Source organism: Klebsiella sp. GG_Kp146, assembly GCF_040061975.1.
In the GTDB taxonomy this organism is placed as follows: domain Bacteria; phylum Pseudomonadota; class Gammaproteobacteria; order Enterobacterales; family Enterobacteriaceae; genus Klebsiella; species Klebsiella quasipneumoniae.
In genome coordinates this window covers 17,507-34,296 of sequence record NZ_JBEAHA010000019.1, presented here as the reverse complement: position 1 = coordinate 34,296, position 16,790 = coordinate 17,507, and the positions used below count along the sequence as shown (strand labels likewise).

Here is a 16,790-nt window from a genome sequence, read left to right as displayed (position 1 = left end):
CTCACACCAGACCGCTCAGGGTCAGCAGCAGGTCAATGGCTTTAATACCGATAAAAGGCACCAGCAGACCGCCGAGGCCGTAGATCCACAGGTTGCGGCGCAGCATCGCCGAGGCGGAGAGCGGGCGATAGCTCACCCCTTTCAGGGCCAACGGGATCAGGAAGACGATGATCAGCGCGTTGAAGATAACGGCGCTGAGGATCGCCGACGATGGCGAATGCAGGCCCATCACGTTCAGCATCGCCAGCTGGGGATAGACCGCGGCAAACGCCGCCGGAATAATGGCGAAATATTTCGCCACGTCGTTGGCAATACTGAAGGTGGTCAGCGAGCCGCGCGTCATCAGCATCTGTTTGCCGATATGGACCACCTCAATCAGTTTGGTGGGGTTGGAATCCAGGTCGACCATGTTGCCCGCCTCTTTCGCCGCCTGGGTGCCTGAGTTCATGGCCACCGCCACGTCGGCCTGGGCCAGCGCGGGCGCGTCGTTGGTGCCGTCGCCGGTCATCGCCACCAGCCGACCTTCCGACTGATACTGGCGGATCAGCGCCAGCTTGGCTTCCGGCGTCGCTTCGGCGAGGAAATCGTCGACGCCGGCCTCGGCGGCGATCGCCGCGGCGGTGAGGCGGTTATCGCCGGTGATCATCACCGTTTTAATGCCCATTTTGCGCAGCTGGGCGAAACGCTCTTTGATGCCGCCTTTGACGATATCTTTGAGCGAAATAATCCCCAGCACCTTTTCACCTTCGGCAACCACCAGCGGCGTGGCCCCCTGGCGGGCGACCTCTTCCACCTGCTTCTCGACATCGGCAGGGAAGTGGCCGCCGTTGGCCTCCACGTGACGGCGAATCGCGTCCACCGAGCCTTTACGGATCATGCGCTGATCGATATTGATGCCGCTCATCCGCGTTTGCGCGGTAAAGGGGACAAAGGTGGCGTGCAGCGACTGCAGATCGCGTTCGCGCAGGTTGAAGCGCTGCTTCGCCAGCACCACGATGCTGCGTCCCTCAGGGGTTTCGTCCGCCAGCGAGGAGAGCTGGGCGGCGTCGGCGAGGGTTCGCTCTTCCACACCGCGCGCCGGCAGGAAAGCGGAGGCCTGGCGGTTGCCGAGCGTAATGGTCCCGGTTTTATCCAGCAGCAGGACATCGACATCGCCTGCGGCCTCCACCGCGCGGCCGCTGGTGGCGATCACGTTGGCGCCCAGCATACGGCTCATCCCGGCGACGCCGATCGCCGACAGCAGACCGCCGATGGTGGTCGGGATCAGGCACACCAGCAGAGCGACCAGCACGGTGACGCTCACCGCATTGCCGCTCCAGGCCGAGAATGGCCAGATGGTGGCGGTGGCCAGCAGGAACACCAGCGTCAGGGCGATCAGCAGGATCGTCAGGGCGATTTCGTTCGGCGTTTTACGGCGCTGGGCGCCTTCCACCATGGCGATCATCCGGTCGAGGAAGGTTTCTCCCGGGTTGACGCTGCAGCGGATCACCAGCCAGTCGGAGAGGATGCGCGTCCCGCCGGTCACCGAGGCGAAATCGCCGCCGGATTCGCGGATCACCGGCGCGGACTCGCCGGTAATGGCGCTTTCGTCCACCGAGGCGCCGCCTTCGATGACTTCGCCATCGCAGGGGATAATATCCCCGGCTTCCACCAGCACCACGTCGCCTTTGCGCAGGTCTTCCGCCGGCACATGGTCGACCGTCGCGTCATGCTGCGGGGCGCGCAGCTTACGGGCGAAGGCCGTTTTTTTCACCCCTTTCAGGCTATTGGCCTGGGCTTTGCTGCGGCCTTCCGCCATCGCTTCGGCAAAGTTGGCGAATAGCACGGTAAACCATAACCAGATACTGATGGCGGCGGTAAACGTGGCGCTGCCGGTCAGGGCGCCGCCAGCCATGGCGATGGCCAGCAGGGTGGTTAACAGGCTGCCCACCCAGACGATAAACATCACCGGATTGCGCCACTGCACTATCGGGCTGAGTTTTTTCACGGCATCCAGCAGCGCCTGGCGCACCAGCGTCGGCTCCAGCAGGGCTAATTGTTTGCGACTCATAACAGGGGGCTCCGCATCGCTCAAAGTAAGGAAAAGTGTTCGGCCAGCGGGCCAAGCGCCAGCGCAGGAATAAAGGTCAGGGCGCCCACCAGCAGCACGGTGCCGATCAGCAGACCGATAAACAGGGCGTCGTGGGTGGCCAGGGTACCGGGGCTGGCCGGTTGAATTTTCTTCGTCACCAGCGAGCCGGCGATAGCCATCACCGGAATGATGACGGCGAAGCGTCCAGCCAGCATGCAGAACGCCAGCAGCAGGTTCCAGAAGGGCGTCGCCGCGCCCAGGCCGGCGAAGGCGCTGCCGTTGTTATTGGCCGCCGAGGTGACGGCGTACAGCACTTCGCTAAAGCCGTGTGGTCCGGGGTTGAACATCCCGGCGCGGCCGGCCTCGGTCATCATCGCCAGCGCCGTGCCGAGCAGCACCAGCGTCGGGGTGACCAGAATGGCCAGGGCGATCATTTTCATTTCCCGGACATCGATTTTCTTCCCGAGGTACTCCGGGGTGCGGCCGACCATCAGCCCGGCGATAAACACCGCCAGCATAACGAACAGCAGCATGCCGTACAGGCCCGAGCCGACGCCGCCGAACACCACTTCGCCAATCTGCATCAGCCACATCGGCATCATGCCGCCCAGCGCGGTGAAGGAGTCATGCATGGCGTTGACCGCGCCGCAGGAGGCGGCGGTGGTGATCACCGCGAACAGACTGCTGGCGAGAACACCAAAGCGGCTCTCTTTACCTTCCATATTCAGGCTGCTGTCGGCGCCCAGCGTCAGCAGGTGCGGGTTACCGCGGGTTTCCGCCCACATCACCACGGCGACGCAGAGGATAAAGATCAGCGTCATCGCCCACAGGATAGCGCGCCCCTGGCGGCGATCGCTCACCACCTCGCCGAAGGCGAAGCACAGCGCCGCCGGGATCAGGAAGATGGCCAGCATCTGCACGAGATTGGTCAGCGCCGTCGGGTTTTCAAACGGATGGGCGGAGTTAGCGTTAAAGAAACCGCCGCCGTTGGTGCCCAGCAGCTTAATCGCTTCCTGTGAGGCGACAGGCCCCATCGGCAGCAGCTGGTGCGCCCCTTCGAGGGTGGTAAAGGGCTGGTAAGCCTGCAGGTTCTGCGGCACGCCTTGCTGAATAAAGAACAGGGCCACCAGCAGAGAGAGCGGCAGCAGCAGCCACAGGGTAATGCGCGTCAGGTCGACCCAGGCATTGCCGAGGGTGGACATTTTCTGTCGGGCGAAGGCGCGGGTCAGGGCGAAGACCACGGCGATGCCGGTGGCGGCGGAGAGGAAATTCTGCACCGTCAGCCCCACCATCTGGCTGAGATAGCTCATGGTGCTTTCGCCGGCGTAAGCCTGCCAGTTGGTATTACTGACAAAGCTGACCGCGGTGTTGAGCGCCAGATCCCACGGCAGCCCCGGCAGGTGCTGCGGGTTAAAGGGCAGCACGCCCTGGAGCATCAGCAGGGCAAACAGCGCCAGGCCGCCGAGGGCGTTAAACAGCAGGATCGCCAGCAAATACTGCAGCCAGCCCATCTCTTCGGCGCGGATCCCGGCCACGCGCCACAGAACGCGCTCGACGCCGGCCAGGCCGGGAAGCGGGATGTCGTTCACCATTCTCGCCAGACACATCCCCAGCGGGCGCGCCAGCGCCAGCAATACCAGCAGGTAGCTGGCTAATAATAAAAATCCCTGGGCCGCCATCAGAATGCCTCCGCATGTATCAAGGCATAAACCAGATAAGCCAGTAACAGGAACACCAGCCCAACGCCAGTGAGTACGCCTGCAGTCACAATCCACCTCCGGGTGTGTTTTTGATTTACCAGGAGAATAGAAATTACGGCGCAAAGATTTCGCAAAAATCCGCGGGCGCGGTGTAAAAAAAGTATAAAAATGGCAAAGGCACAATTTAACTGATGGTTAGTATTAATTTAACTTTTTCGTAACTAATTTACGGGATGAATGTAAATTAAGTATAAATACGTGCTTTTTAGTGGTCGGATGAGTAGTAAAATTACAACCAACGCGGTACTATTTTGCTCAAACAAACATGGTAATTTTTTACCGGCGCGACTTGCCGGCCTGACAAAGGGGAGAGAAATGATGGCGTTGTACAAAGCTTATCCTGCTCATATTATTTTGCTGCGTCGGGCTTTCGCCGTCGTGGCTGGCGTCGCGGCGCTGCCGGTGATGCTGTTCTGGAAAGATCGCGCCCGCTATTACAGCTGGCTGCACCGGGTGTGGTCGAAAACCAGCGAGCAGCCGGTGTGGATGGCGCAGGCGGAAAAAGCTGCTCACGACTTCTACTGATTCGCCCTGCTGCAATGAAAGCCAATAACCGCCGGTTGCCCCCGGCGGTTTTTTTTCGTCGCTTGTCTACACTCGTTGCAAGCGCCGCAGCGGAATTGGCAGGTGCTTATTTTGCCGGAGCGCGCTATTTTTTCCGGCTTAGATCATGAGATGAGTTTTGCTGACGGATAATGAGGAGTGATATGGCCACCCATCTGGTCTGGTTACGCACGGATTTACGCATTCACGATAACCTGGCGCTGGCCGCCGCCTGCCGCGATCCGCAGGCGCAGGTGCTGGCGCTCTATATTGCCACCCCGGGGCAGTGGCGCGAGCATCATATGGCGCCGCGGCAGGCCGCTTTTATCGCCAGCCATTTGCACAGTCTGCACGCCGCGCTGGCGGAGCGTGGCATACCGTTGTGGGTAGAAGAGGCGGACGATTTTAGCGCCAGCGTCGAGCGACTGGCCCATTTTTGCCAGCAGCACCAGGTCAGTCACCTGTTCTACAACTATCAGTACGAATTCAATGAACGCCAGCGCGATGCCGCCGTTGAGAACACCTTGAGCGAAGTGATTTGCCAGGGATTTGACGACAGCGTCCTGTTGCCGCCCGGCAGCGTACTGACCGGCGGCGGCGAAATGTATAAAGTCTTCACTCCGTTTAAGAATGCGTTTATTCGCCGGCTACGGGAAGGGCTGCCGGCGTGCGTGGCCGCGCCAAAGCCGCGCGAGGCACCCGCCCGCCAGGCGCCGCCGCCGCCGGAGCTCAACTATCCGCAAACGCCGTTCGATGGGCTGCTGTTTGCCGCAGATGAAAAAACGGCGCTGGCGCGGCTGCGCGCGTTTTGTCAGCAACCGGCGGCGGATTATGAGGGGCAGCGCGACTTCCCGGCCGTGGAAGGGACCAGTCGCCTGTCGCCCTGCCTGGCCACCGGGGTGCTGTCGCCGCGCCAGTGCCTGCATCGGCTGCTGACGGAACACCCCGCCGCGCTGGACGGCGGGGCAGGCGCCACCTGGCTTAATGAGCTGATTTGGCGCGAGTTTTACCGCCATCTGATGGTCTACTATCCGAAACTCTGTAAAGGACGGCCGTTTGTCGCCTGGACCGATAAGGTCGCCTGGCGCGAAGAGGATGGCGCCCTGCAGGCCTGGCAGCGCGGGGAGACCGGCTTTCCGATTGTCGATGCCGCCATGCGCCAGCTTAACGCCACCGGCTGGATGCATAACCGGTTGCGCATGATCGTCGCCAGCTTCCTGACTAAAGATCTGCGCCTCGACTGGCGGGCAGGGGAGCGCTATTTCATGAGCCAGCTGATTGATGGCGACCTGGCGGCGAACAACGGCGGCTGGCAGTGGGCGGCTTCGACGGGCACCGACGCCGCGCCCTATTTCCGCATATTTAATCCCACCACCCAGGGCGAGAAGTTTGATAAGCAGGGGGTGTTTATGCGTCGCTGGCTGCCGGAGCTGGCAAAGGTGCCGGAGAAGGCGCTGCATCAGCCGTGGGCGTGGGCGGATAAACAGGGGATTACGCTGGATTATCCGCGCCCGATAGTCGATCACAAGCAGGCGCGGCAGGAGACGCTGGCGGCCTGGGAGGCCGCCAGAAAGGGGATTACTCCACCGCCAGACGGCGGGTCCTGACCTTCAGCGAGTGATACAGCCAGATGACCAGCACCACGCCGACGCAGGCCAGCGCGCCCCAGGTGATCTGGCTGAAGACGTTGATGTAGGCGTCAATGGAGTAGTTCACCGCCCCGGCGGCGTCGAATGACGCCTGCGAGGTCTGGTCGGCGATAACGCCGGCCAGATAGTTGGCGATGGCCCCGGAGAGCAGCATATAGATGCCGGTCAACACCCCGGTGACCCCCGGGATCTCAATGCGGGTGATTTGCGACATCGCGACCGGGTCGATAAACAGTTCGGCAAAACCCATCACCGCCAGCCCCAGCACCATCAGCGGCATGGACGACTGACCATAGGCCGCCGACCAGCGGGCGCTGAGGGTTAGGATGCAGAACCCGGCGCTCATCAGGCCCAGACCGAGGGCAAATTTTCCCCAGATGCGCACGGTGCGATTACCGCCGACGCTCTCTTTCACCAGCCACGCCAGCACCATGCCGCAGAGCATCACCGCGAAGGCATTGATCGACTGGAACATAGCGGTAGGGACTTCGTAGCTCATGATATGGCGGTTAACGAAGCGGTCAATATACAGGCTGATGGAGCTGCCGCCCTGTTGGGCGAAGGCCCAGAACAGCAGGCTGAAAGCGGTCAGGACGACGATCAGGCGCAGATCCTTGCGCTGTTTATCGGTCTCGGCGCGCAGGTAGATCCGCGCCAGCACCGCGAGGCCAATGGCCGTGGCCACGATCAGGGCATATACCGACCACTCCTGCCAGAACAGCACGGCAATCAGCAGCGGAGCAGTGACCAGCAGCACCAGCAGCCAGCCCCAGTTCGGCAGCAGGAAGCGACGGGCGCACAGCGCCTGGCGGTTCACGCCGGCGGTATGCTGGAAGTGGCGGTTGCCGCAGAGGAAAATCACCAGTCCCGCCACCATGCCGATGGCCGCCAGGGCAAAGCCCATCGCCCAGCTATACTCCTCCTGGACGTAGCCGCAGGCGATCGGCGCGATGATCGAGCCGATATTGCCCGCGGCATACATCAGCGAGAAACCGCCATCGCGACGCGGATCGGCGGGTTCGTACAGCTCGCCCAGCAGACAGCTGACGTTGGATTTAAACAACCCGTAGCCGCAGACGATGATCGCCAGCGACAGGTAGAGGAAGACCGGGGCGGTTTCGCTGGCCCCGAGCACCAGATGGCCAATGGCCATCAGCAGCGCGCCGAGCATGACCGCCATCCGGTTGCCTAACAGCTTATCGGCCAGATAGCCGCCGAGGATCGGCGTCACATAGACCAGCGAACAGTAGGCGCTGAACAGGGCGTAAGCGTGGTTATCGTCATATTTAAGCTGATTGGTGAGATAGAGGATCAGCAGGGCGCGCATGCCGTAGAAGCTAAAGTATTCCCAGATTTGCAGCGCCACGACGTAGTAAATCGCCCGCGGTTGCGATGATGTTGTCTTCATGAGAAGTGTGTTTCCTGGCGTAAAGCGAAAGTCGATCGTTCTGCATGAATAGCGTTTAATTAGTCATATTCATGGCTTGAGGGGCTTTCTGATTATTTAATATGCTTTATTAGTGCATAAATATACACGAATGCGCGGCGGGATGAATAGACAAATTGGGCTATTCGGTAAAAAGTCATCGTCAGTGTCGGAGGCGGACTATCGACGACCCGAATGGATCTGGTTATGTTATGCCTTTGTATACCCTGATTATCTGCTGGAGTGGCGATGAAAAATAGCGAACTGGAACAACTGATAAACGACAAGCTCAATAGCGCAGCCATCAGTGACTTCGCCCCTAACGGTCTGCAGGTGGAAGGGCGCGACACGGTGCACAAGATCGTCACCGGAGTCACGGCCAGCCAGGCGCTGCTGGATGAGGCCGTCCGCCTGCAGGCGGATGCGGTAATCGTCCATCACGGCTATTTCTGGAAAAACGAATCGCCAGTGATCCGCGGCATGAAGCGCCGGCGCCTGAAAACCCTGCTGGCCAACGATATCAATCTCTACGGCTGGCACCTGCCGCTGGATGCCCATCCCGAGCTGGGCAATAACGCGCAGCTGGCGCATCTGCTGGGGATTAACGTGCTGGGCGAAATCGAACCGCTGGTGCCCTGGGGCGAACTGTCGATGCCGGTGTCCGGCCTCGAGCTGGCCTCGTGGATTGAAGCGCGGCTGGGACGCAAGCCGCTGTGGTGCGGCGATACCGGGCCGGACACCGTCAGCCGCGTCGCCTGGTGTACCGGGGGCGGCCAGAGCTTTATCGACGCCGCGGCGCGCTTTGGCGTGGACGCGTTTATCACCGGCGAGGTGTCGGAACAAACCATCCACTCTGCCCGCGAGCAGGGCCTGCATTTTTATGCCGCCGGCCACCACGCCACCGAGCGGGGCGGCATTCGCGCCCTCAGCGAATGGCTGACGGAAACCACCGACCTGGATGTCACCTTTATTGATATTCCTAACCCTGCCTGACGGGAGAGAGAAAAGTGCAGCGAGCGCGTTGTTATCTGTTAGGAGAAACGGCTGTCGTGCTGGAGCTGGAGCCGCCGGTTACCCTTGAAAGCCAGCAACGGATCTGGGGATTAGCCCAGCGTCTGGCGAACCATGAAGAGGTGATTGACGCCATTCCCGGCATGAACAATATCACTGTGGTGCTCCGCCGCCCGCAGGAGGTGGCGTGGGAGGCGATAGACCGTCTGCAGCGCTGGTGGGAGGAGAGCCTCGCGATCGAGCCAGAGTCGCGCTCGCTGTCTGTTCCGGTCGTCTACGGCGGCGAGGCCGGACCGGACCTCGGGGTAGTGGCGCAGCACAGCGGCCTGAGTGAAAAACAGGTCGTGGAGCTGCACGCCTCGGTGGAATATCTGGTCTGGTTTATTGGTTTTCAGCCGGGATTTCCCTACCTGGGCGGGCTGCCTGCGGCGCTGGCGACACCGCGTCGCGCCGAACCGCGCGTGCTCGTTCCGGCCGGATCGGTGGGTATCGGCGGCGCGCAAACCGGTATCTATCCGCTGGCGACGCCCGGCGGCTGGCAGCTGCTGGGGCGGACCGCGCTGACGCTGTTCGACCCGGCGCGGAAGGAGCCTGCGCTACTGCGCGTGGGCGATAAAATTCGCTTTGTGCCGCAAAAGGAGGGGGTATGTTGACCTTGATCCGCGCCGGCCTGTACACCTCGGTACAGGACGGTGGACGAGAAGGCCTGCGCCAGTCTGGCATCAGCCGCTGCGGCGCCCTGGATTATCCCTCGCTGGTGATTGCCAATCTGCTGGTTGGCAACGAGGCGAATGCCGCCGGGCTGGAGATTACCCTCGGCCAGGTGGAGATCGAATTTGCCCGCAGCGGCTGGTTTGCGCTGACCGGCGCCGCCTGCGAAGCGACGCTGGACGGTAAAGCGGTCTGGGTGGGCTGGCGCACCGCCTACCGGGCCGGGCAGCGGCTGGTGCTGAAAACGCCGCAGCATGGCATCCGTAGCTATCTGGCGGTGGCGGGCGGGATTGCGGTCCCCGAGGTCCTTGGCTCGCGCTGCACGGATCTCAAGGCGGGGATTGGCGGTCTGGAAGGACGCCGCCTGCAGGATGGCGACAAGCTGAAGCTCGGGAAAGCCGCCCGCCGCTTCACCACCCCGCGCGGCGTCAAGCAGCTGCCGCTGGGCAACCGCATTCGTGCGCTGCCCGGGCCGGAGTACCATGAATTTGACGAGGCCTCGCAGGCGTCATTCTGGCGCGCCCCCTGGAAGCTCAGTCCGCAGAGTAACCGCATGGGGTACCGCCTGCAGGGGCAGCCGCTGAAACGCACCACCGATCGTGAAATGCTGTCGCACGGCCTGCTGCCGGGCGTGGTGCAGGTGCCGCACAACGGTCAGCCCATTGTGCTGATGAACGACGCGCAAACCACCGGCGGCTATCCGCGGATCGCCTGCATTATCGATGCCGATATGTACCAGCTGGCGCAGATCCCGCTGGGGCAGCCGATCCATTTCGTGGCCTGCTCGCTGGAGGAGGCGCTGAAGGCGCGGGCCGATCGCCAGCGTTATCTTGAACAACTGGCCTGGAGACTCCACGATGATGATTGATCTTAATGCCGATCTCGGGGAAGGCGGGGCGAACGATAGCGCGCTGCTCCAGCTGGTGTCATCGGCGAATATCGCCTGTGGTTTTCACGCCGGCGACGCCGGGCTGATGGTGCAGAGCGTGCGCGAGGCGCTGAAGTACGGCGTGGCGGTGGGCGCCCATCCGGGATATCCCGACCGGGAAAATTTTGGCCGCACGGCGATGGATCTGCCGCCGGAAACGGTCTATGCCCAGACGCTGTATCAGATTGGCGCTCTGGCGGCGATCGTTCAGGCGCAGGGCGGCGAGATGCAGCACGTGAAGCCGCACGGCATGCTCTACAACCAGGCGGCCAAATCGCCGCCGCTGGCCGACGCGATCGCCCGCGCGGTCCGCGATGTTAACCCGCAGCTGGTGCTGGTGGGTCTGGCGGGCAGCGAATTGATCCGCGCCGGACAGCGCTATGGTCTGACGACGCGTCAGGAGGTGTTTGCCGATCGCGGTTATCTGGCCGACGGCAGCCTGGTGCCGCGCAGCCAGCCCGGGGCGCTGATTGACAGCGAAGAGCAGGCCCTGGCGCAAACCCTCGAGATGGTGCAACACCACCGGGTGCGCAGCGTCAGCGGCGAATGGGCGAATGTGGTGGCGCAGACGGTATGTCTGCACGGTGATGGTCCGCATGCCCTCGATTTTGCCCGCCGTTTGCGGGCGGCGTTCGCCGGGCGCCATATTCTGGTCAGCGCTCAGCCTGAGGCTGAGATATGACAATCGGCATGACCGCGAAGGAGAGGATGGTGGCGGGAGTATTACTAACCGGTTTCGAACCCTTTGACGGCGAGACGGTGAACCCTTCCTGGGAAGTGGTGCAGCAGCTTGACGGCACTATGATTGCTGGCCAGCCGGTGACCGCCCGGCAGCTTCCCTGCGTGTTTGGCGAGGCGCTGTCGGCGCTCGACGCGGCGATAGATGACCTGCAGCCGAAGCTGGTTATCGCGGTGGGGCAGGCCGGCGGTCGGGTCGATATCAGCGTCGAACGTGTGGCGATCAACGTCGATGATGCGCGTATCCCCGATAACAAAGGCCAGCAACCCATCGACACGCCGATCGTCGACGGCGGGCCAGCGGCGTGGTTCAGCACCTTGCCGATCAAAGCGATCGTCAGCGCGCTGCGCGATCGCGGGATCCCGGCCTCGGTGTCGCAAACCGCCGGTACCTTCGTCTGCAACCATGTCATGTACGGCCTGTTGCACAGGCTGCAGGGTCAGGCTGCGGTGAGAGGCGGTTTTATCCATATTCCATGGCTACCGGCGCAGGCGGCGGCCCATCCCGGCGAGCCGAGTATGGCGATCGCCACCGTGCGGGAGGCGCTGGAGACGGCCATTGCCGTGGCCCTGCGCCAGACGATGGACAGTAAACTGGGCGGCGGCGCCACCCACTGACAAAAGGATGACAGTATGCCGGAAGGTCCGGAGATCCGCCGCGCGGCGGATACACTGGAGGCGGCAATCAAAGACGAACCCTTAACCGACGTCTGGTTCGCCTTTCCCCGGTTGCAACCCTACCAAACCCCGCTGATTGGTCAGCGGGTTACCCATATCGACACCCGGGGCAAAGCCCTGCTGACCCGCTTCTCCGGCGGCCTGACCCTGTACAGCCATAATCAGCTGTACGGCGTCTGGCGCGTGGTTGACGCTGGCGAACAGCCCGCCTCTAACCGGGTGCTGCGCGTCAGGCTCCAGACCGCCAGCAAGGCGATTTTGCTCTACAGCGCGTCGGACATTGAGATGCTCACAGCGGAGCAGGTAGCCAACCATCCATTCTTGCTGCGCATCGGTCCGGACGTACTGGATATGACGTTAACCGCGGAGCAGGTGAAAGCGCGGCTGCTGTCGGCCAAATTCCGCCATCGTCAGTTTTCCGGCCTGCTGTTGGATCAGGCTTTTCTTGCCGGGCTGGGAAACTATCTGCGGGTGGAAATCCTCTGGCAGGTGGGGCTGACCGGGCAGCATAAGGCCTCGGAGCTGAATGCAATACAACTGGATGCGCTGGCGCACGCGCTGCTTGATATCCCGCGGCTTTCCTATCGCACCCGCGGCCAGCCCGATGACAACAAGCACCACGGCGCGCTGTTCCGCTTTAAGGTGTTCCATCGCGATGGCGAACAGTGCGAGCGCTGCGGGGGCGTGATTGAGAAGACGATGCTCTCCTCGCGGCCGTTTTACTGGTGCCCGCACTGCCAGCATTAAGCCGGCGGCCAGGCAGCGCCAGACCTCATCGTCAGGCATAAAAAAACGCGCCATCAGGCGCGTTTTTAGCATCCGGACAGCGAGATTAACGCTTGATGTCGGACTGGAAATCGCGTTTTTCGTAGCCGGTATAGAGCTGACGCGGACGGGCGATTTTCATGCCATCGCTGTGCATTTCGTTCCAGTGCGCAATCCAGCCCACGGTACGCGCCATGGCAAAGATAACGGTAAACATGGAGGACGGAATACCCATCGCTTTCAGGATGATACCGGAGTAGAAGTCGACGTTCGGGTAGAGTTTCTTCTCGATGAAGTACGGGTCGTTCAGCGCGATATGCTCCAGCTCCATGGCCACCTGCAGCAGGTCGTCTTTGGTGCCCAGCTCTTTCAGCACTTCATGGCAGGTTTCACGCATCACGGTGGCGCGCGGGTCGTAGTTTTTGTAAACACGATGGCCGAAGCCCATCAGGCGGAAAGAGTCATTCTTGTCTTTCGCACGACGAACAAATTCCGGAATGTGCTCAACGGAGCTGATCTCTTCCAGCATTTTCAGCGCCGCTTCGTTGGCGCCGCCGTGCGCCGGTCCCCACAGGGAGGCGATGCCGGCTGCGATACAGGCGAACGGGTTAGCGCCGGAAGAGCCCGCGGTACGTACCGTCGAGGTCGAGGCGTTCTGTTCGTGATCGGCGTGCAGGATCAGAATACGGTCCATTGCGCGCTCCAGCACCGGATTGACTTCGTACTCTTCGCACGGCGTGGCGAACATCATGCGCAGGAAGTTGCCGGCGTAGGAGAGGTCATTGCGCGGATAAACAAACGGCTGGCCGATAGAATACTTGTAACACATGGCTGCCATGGTTGGCATTTTGGACAGCAGGCGATAGGCGGCAATTTCACGGTGACGCGGGTTATTCACGTCGAGGGAGTCGTGATAGAACGCCGCCAGGGCGCCGGTGATCCCGCACATAACGGCCATCGGGTGAGAATCGCGGCGGAACGCATGGAACAGACGAGTAATCTGCTCATGGATCATGGTGTGGCGGGTGACGGTGGTTTTGAATTCGTCATATTCGGCCTGGGTCGGTTTTTCACCGTTTAGCAGAATGTAACAAACTTCAAGATAGTTTGATTCGGTCGCTAACTGGTCGATCGGGAAGCCGCGGTGCAGCAGGATCCCCTCGTCACCATCGATAAACGTAATTTTAGATTCACAGGAAGCGGTAGATGTGAAACCTGGGTCAAAGGTAAATACGCCTTTTGAACCAAGACTACGAATATCAATAACATCCTGACCGAGCGTGCCTTTTAGCACATCCAGTTCAATAGCAGTGTCACCACCCAGGGTGATTTTTGCTTTAGCATCAGACATTTATGGTCTCCTTAGCGCCTTTATTGCTTAAGACTGCCGGGTGGTGGATTTGCTTTCGGCCCGCGCCCGTATACGTTACCAGTTTGTTATGTTGCACACAGCTCTGCGTCAGCGAAAAGGGCAGGGTACAGAGCAACGGCGCTTGATGGCACGTTCTTCAGGGCTGCGGTGAAACAACAGCAAATCAGCGTTTTAGCAGTCCGAATATTAAAACCTGTATACCACTAATAACTGTCCTGATTACATCGGTCAATACTGACACACTGTTACATAACTTATTCTCAGGTGAAAGCATGACCTCATAACTTTTGAGCATTATTGCATTTAACTGGTAATGGTTGTAACAAGAATGTTTAATATTTGTCAAATCAGGTGATTAAAAATTAAAAAAATGTTGTTATCGTGACCTTGATCACTGTTCCGGAGAAAACCCAACAAACTATATGTAGGTTAATTGTAATGATTTTGTGAACGGCCTATACTGCGGCCAGGTCTCCGGAACACCCTGCAATCCCGAGCCACCCAGCGTTGTTTAGTGATGTTTTAATGCCTGAAAAGACGTTTTAACATGACTTCTGGTTATAGAAAGGACGCTGTCTGACCCGCAAGCAGACCGGAGGAAGGAAACAATAAGAACAGCATGTGGGCGTTATTCATGGTAAGAAATGTGAAAAAACAAAGACCTGTCAATCTGGATCTACAAACGATACGGTTCCCAATCACGGCGATAGCGTCCATTCTCCATCGCGTTTCCGGTGTCATCACCTTCGTGGCGGTCGGAATTCTGCTTTGGCTGCTGGGCACCAGCCTCTCCTCCCCTGAAGGTTTTCTGACGGCGGCCTCGATCATGGATAGCTTCTTTGTGAAGTTCATCATGTGGGGCATTCTCACCGCGCTGGCCTATCACGTCGTTGTTGGTATCCGCCATCTGATGATGGACTTTGGCTACCTGGACGAAACCCTCGAAGCAGGGAAACGTTCCGCCAAGATTTCTTTTGTTATTACTGTCGTGCTTTCACTTCTCGCAGGAGTCCTCGTATGGTAAGCAACGCCTCAGCACTGGGACGCAACGGCGTACATGACTTTATTCTGGTCCGTGCTACCGCCATCGTTCTGACCCTCTACATCATCTACATGGTTGGCTTCTTCGCTACCACCGGTGAAATCTCATGGGAAGTGTGGACCGGATTCTTTGCCTCCGGCTTCACTAAAGTCTTCACTCTGCTGGCTCTCGTTTCCATTCTTATCCATGCCTGGATCGGGATGTGGCAGGTGTTAACGGACTACGTTAAACCACTGGCTCTGCGCCTGGTTCTGCAACTGGCTATCGTTGTGGCGCTGGTGGCTTACGTTCTTTATGGATTTGTTGTGGTGTGGGGTGTGTAATGAAATTGCCAGTCAGAGAGTTTGATGCTGTTGTCATCGGTGCCGGCGGCGCAGGTATGCGCGCGGCGCTGCAAATTTCCCAGAGCGGACAGACCTGTGCGCTGCTCTCCAAAGTTTTCCCGACCCGATCGCACACCGTATCCGCGCAGGGTGGTATCACCGTCGCGCTCGGTAACTCCCATGAAGATAACTGGGAATGGCATATGTACGACACCGTAAAAGGGTCGGACTATATCGGCGACCAGGACGCCATCGAATATATGTGTAAGACCGGCCCGGAAGCGATTCTCGAGCTGGAGCACATGGGCCTGCCGTTCTCCCGTCTTGACGACGGCCGTATTTATCAGCGCCCGTTCGGCGGCCAGTCGAAGAACTTCGGCGGCGAGCAGGCGGCGCGTACCGCGGCGGCGGCTGACCGTACCGGCCACGCCCTGCTGCACACCCTGTACCAGCAGAACCTCAAAAACCACACCACTATCTTCTCCGAATGGTATGCCCTCGATCTGGTGAAAAACCAGGACGGCGCGGTGGTGGGTTGTACCGCCCTGTGCATCGAGACCGGCGAAGTGGTCTACTTTAAAGCCCGCGCCACCGTGCTGGCGACCGGCGGCGCAGGCCGTATCTATCAGTCCACCACCAACGCCCACATCAACACCGGTGACGGCGTCGGGATGGCCATCCGCGCCGGCGTGCCGGTGCAGGATATGGAAATGTGGCAGTTCCACCCGACCGGTATCGCCGGGGCCGGGGTTCTGGTCACCGAAGGTTGCCGCGGCGAAGGCGGTTATCTGCTGAATAAACACGGCGAGCGCTTTATGGAGCGTTATGCGCCGAACGCGAAAGACCTGGCGGGTCGTGACGTGGTGGCGCGTTCCATCATGATCGAGATCCGCGAAGGCCGCGGCTGCGACGGTCCGTGGGGCCCGCACGCGAAACTGAAACTGGATCACCTGGGTAAGGAGGTTCTGGAATCTCGTCTGCCAGGTATCCTTGAGCTGTCCCGCACCTTTGCTCACGTCGATCCGGTGAAAGAGCCGATCCCGGTTATCCCAACCTGCCACTACATGATGGGCGGTATTCCGACCAAAGTGACCGGCCAGGCGCTGACCGTCAATGAGAAGGGCGAAGACGTGGTGATCCCGGGTCTGTTCGCGGTGGGCGAAATCGCCTGCGTATCGGTCCACGGTGCCAACCGTTTGGGCGGCAACTCGCTGCTCGACCTGGTGGTCTTCGGCCGCGCGGCGGGCCTGCATCTGCAGGAGTCTATCGCCGAGCAGGGCACGCTGCGCGACGCCAGCGAATCCGATATCGAAGGCTCGCTGGACCGCCTCAACCGCTGGAACAACACCCGTTCCGGTGAAGATCCGGTGGCGATCCGCAAAGCGCTGCAGGAATGTATGCAGCATAACTTCTCGGTGTTCCGCGAAGGTGATGCGATGCACAAAGGTCTGGAACAGCTGAAAGTGATCCGCGAGCGCCTGAAAAACGCCCGTCTCGACGATACCTCCAGCGAGTTCAACACCCAGCGCGTTGAGTGCCTGGAGCTGGATAACCTGATGGAAACCGCGTACGCGACCGCCGTATCCGCTAACTTCCGTACCGAGAGCCGTGGCGCCCACAGCCGCTTCGACTTCCCGGATCGTGATGATGAAAACTGGCTGTGCCATTCCCTGTATCTGCCAGAGTCGGAATCCATGACGCGTCGTAGCGTCAACATGGAACCGAAACTGCGTCCGGCATTCCCGCCGAAGATTCGTACTTATTAATGCGGAG

At 60.3% G+C, this 16,790-nt stretch carries 16 protein-coding genes; 11 read left to right on the top strand and 5 right to left on the bottom strand.

Annotated elements, in window-relative coordinates:
• Position 1 precedes the first annotated feature (1 nt).
• The 3 genes from kdpB to kdpF are packed head-to-tail and all read right to left on the bottom strand — an operon-like array spanning position 2 to position 3,839.
• The gene (kdpB, locus tag ABLU95_RS19355; protein WP_348880217.1) at positions 2–2,050 is read right to left on the bottom strand and encodes a potassium-transporting ATPase subunit KdpB; all 2,049 of its coding nucleotides are present in this window, start codon (positions 2,048–2,050) and stop codon (positions 2–4) included.
• A gap of 20 nt (positions 2,051–2,070) precedes the next feature.
• Complete coding sequence (gene kdpA / locus ABLU95_RS19350; protein ID WP_348880215.1) at positions 2,071–3,750, bottom strand: potassium-transporting ATPase subunit KdpA; 1,680 nt, start codon at positions 3,748–3,750, stop codon at positions 2,071–2,073.
• Positions 3,750–3,839 (bottom strand): K(+)-transporting ATPase subunit F, encoded by a 90-nt coding sequence (gene kdpF, locus ABLU95_RS19345; RefSeq protein WP_020323459.1) that lies wholly within the window; start codon positions 3,837–3,839, stop codon positions 3,750–3,752. Before kdpF ends, kdpA begins: the two co-directional genes overlap by 1 nt.
• A 307-nt stretch (positions 3,840–4,146) precedes the next feature.
• Between kdpF and ABLU95_RS19340 the strand changes: the two genes are divergently transcribed.
• Both ABLU95_RS19340 and phrB read left to right on the top strand, forming a co-directional pair.
• Entirely contained in the window at positions 4,147–4,356 is a 210-nt protein-coding gene (locus tag ABLU95_RS19340; RefSeq protein ID WP_004142243.1) for a DUF2517 family protein, read from the top strand.
• Between the two features lie 182 nt (positions 4,357–4,538).
• A complete protein-coding gene (phrB, locus tag ABLU95_RS19335; RefSeq protein WP_065882493.1) occupies positions 4,539–5,981 on the top strand; it encodes a deoxyribodipyrimidine photo-lyase in 1,443 nt (480 codons plus the stop codon).
• Here phrB and ABLU95_RS19330 read toward each other — a convergent pair.
• Complete coding sequence (locus tag ABLU95_RS19330) at positions 5,953–7,431, bottom strand: MFS transporter (protein WP_032455154.1); 1,479 nt, start codon at positions 7,429–7,431, stop codon at positions 5,953–5,955. The two genes, phrB and ABLU95_RS19330, sit on opposite strands and share 29 nt — an antisense overlap.
• A gap of 267 nt (positions 7,432–7,698) precedes the next feature.
• Here ABLU95_RS19330 and ABLU95_RS19325 point away from each other — a divergent pair, with 267 nt between their 5' ends.
• From ABLU95_RS19325 to nei, 6 genes are read left to right on the top strand one after another with little or no spacing between them, the layout of a single operon-like run.
• Positions 7,699–8,442, top strand: coding sequence for a type 2 GTP cyclohydrolase I (locus ABLU95_RS19325; RefSeq protein WP_004885970.1), 744 nt, complete (start codon positions 7,699–7,701; stop codon positions 8,440–8,442).
• A 14-nt stretch (positions 8,443–8,456) separates the two neighbouring features.
• The gene (gene pxpB, locus ABLU95_RS19320; protein WP_044521671.1) at positions 8,457–9,113 is read left to right on the top strand and encodes a 5-oxoprolinase subunit PxpB; all 657 of its coding nucleotides are present in this window, start codon (positions 8,457–8,459) and stop codon (positions 9,111–9,113) included.
• Entirely contained in the window at positions 9,107–10,039 is a 933-nt protein-coding gene (pxpC, locus tag ABLU95_RS19315) for a 5-oxoprolinase subunit PxpC (RefSeq protein ID WP_023288869.1), read from the top strand. Before pxpB ends, pxpC begins: the two co-directional genes overlap by 7 nt.
• Entirely contained in the window at positions 10,029–10,781 is a 753-nt protein-coding gene (pxpA, locus tag ABLU95_RS19310; protein WP_023288870.1) for a 5-oxoprolinase subunit PxpA, read from the top strand. Before pxpC ends, pxpA begins: the two co-directional genes overlap by 11 nt.
• A 29-nt stretch (positions 10,782–10,810) precedes the next feature.
• Positions 10,811–11,455 (top strand): pyroglutamyl-peptidase I, encoded by a 645-nt coding sequence (pcp, locus tag ABLU95_RS19305; protein WP_348880224.1) that lies wholly within the window; start codon positions 10,811–10,813, stop codon positions 11,453–11,455.
• Positions 11,456–11,470: 15 nt separating this feature from the next.
• The gene (gene nei / locus ABLU95_RS19300) at positions 11,471–12,262 is read left to right on the top strand and encodes an endonuclease VIII (protein ID WP_023288872.1); all 792 of its coding nucleotides are present in this window, start codon (positions 11,471–11,473) and stop codon (positions 12,260–12,262) included.
• An 85-nt stretch (positions 12,263–12,347) separates the two neighbouring features.
• Here nei and gltA read toward each other — a convergent pair whose 3' ends face one another.
• On the bottom strand, positions 12,348–13,631 hold the full coding sequence (gltA, locus tag ABLU95_RS19295) for a citrate synthase (protein WP_023288873.1): 1,284 nt from the start codon (positions 13,629–13,631) through the stop codon (positions 12,348–12,350).
• 640 nt (positions 13,632–14,271) lie between these two features.
• On the opposite strand from gltA, the gene sdhC reads away from it, so the two are divergent.
• The 3 genes from sdhC to sdhA are packed head-to-tail and all read left to right on the top strand — an operon-like array spanning position 14,272 to position 16,783.
• Complete coding sequence (gene sdhC / locus ABLU95_RS19290) at positions 14,272–14,676, top strand: succinate dehydrogenase cytochrome b556 subunit (RefSeq protein WP_004142216.1); 405 nt, start codon at positions 14,272–14,274, stop codon at positions 14,674–14,676.
• Positions 14,670–15,017, top strand: coding sequence for a succinate dehydrogenase membrane anchor subunit (gene sdhD / locus ABLU95_RS19285; protein WP_002894949.1), 348 nt, complete (start codon positions 14,670–14,672; stop codon positions 15,015–15,017). The genes sdhC and sdhD overlap by 7 nt, the downstream gene beginning before the upstream one ends.
• Positions 15,017–16,783 (top strand): succinate dehydrogenase flavoprotein subunit, encoded by a 1,767-nt coding sequence (sdhA, locus tag ABLU95_RS19280; RefSeq protein WP_004179067.1) that lies wholly within the window; start codon positions 15,017–15,019, stop codon positions 16,781–16,783. The genes sdhD and sdhA overlap by 1 nt, the downstream gene beginning before the upstream one ends.
• Positions 16,784–16,790 lie beyond the last annotated feature (7 nt).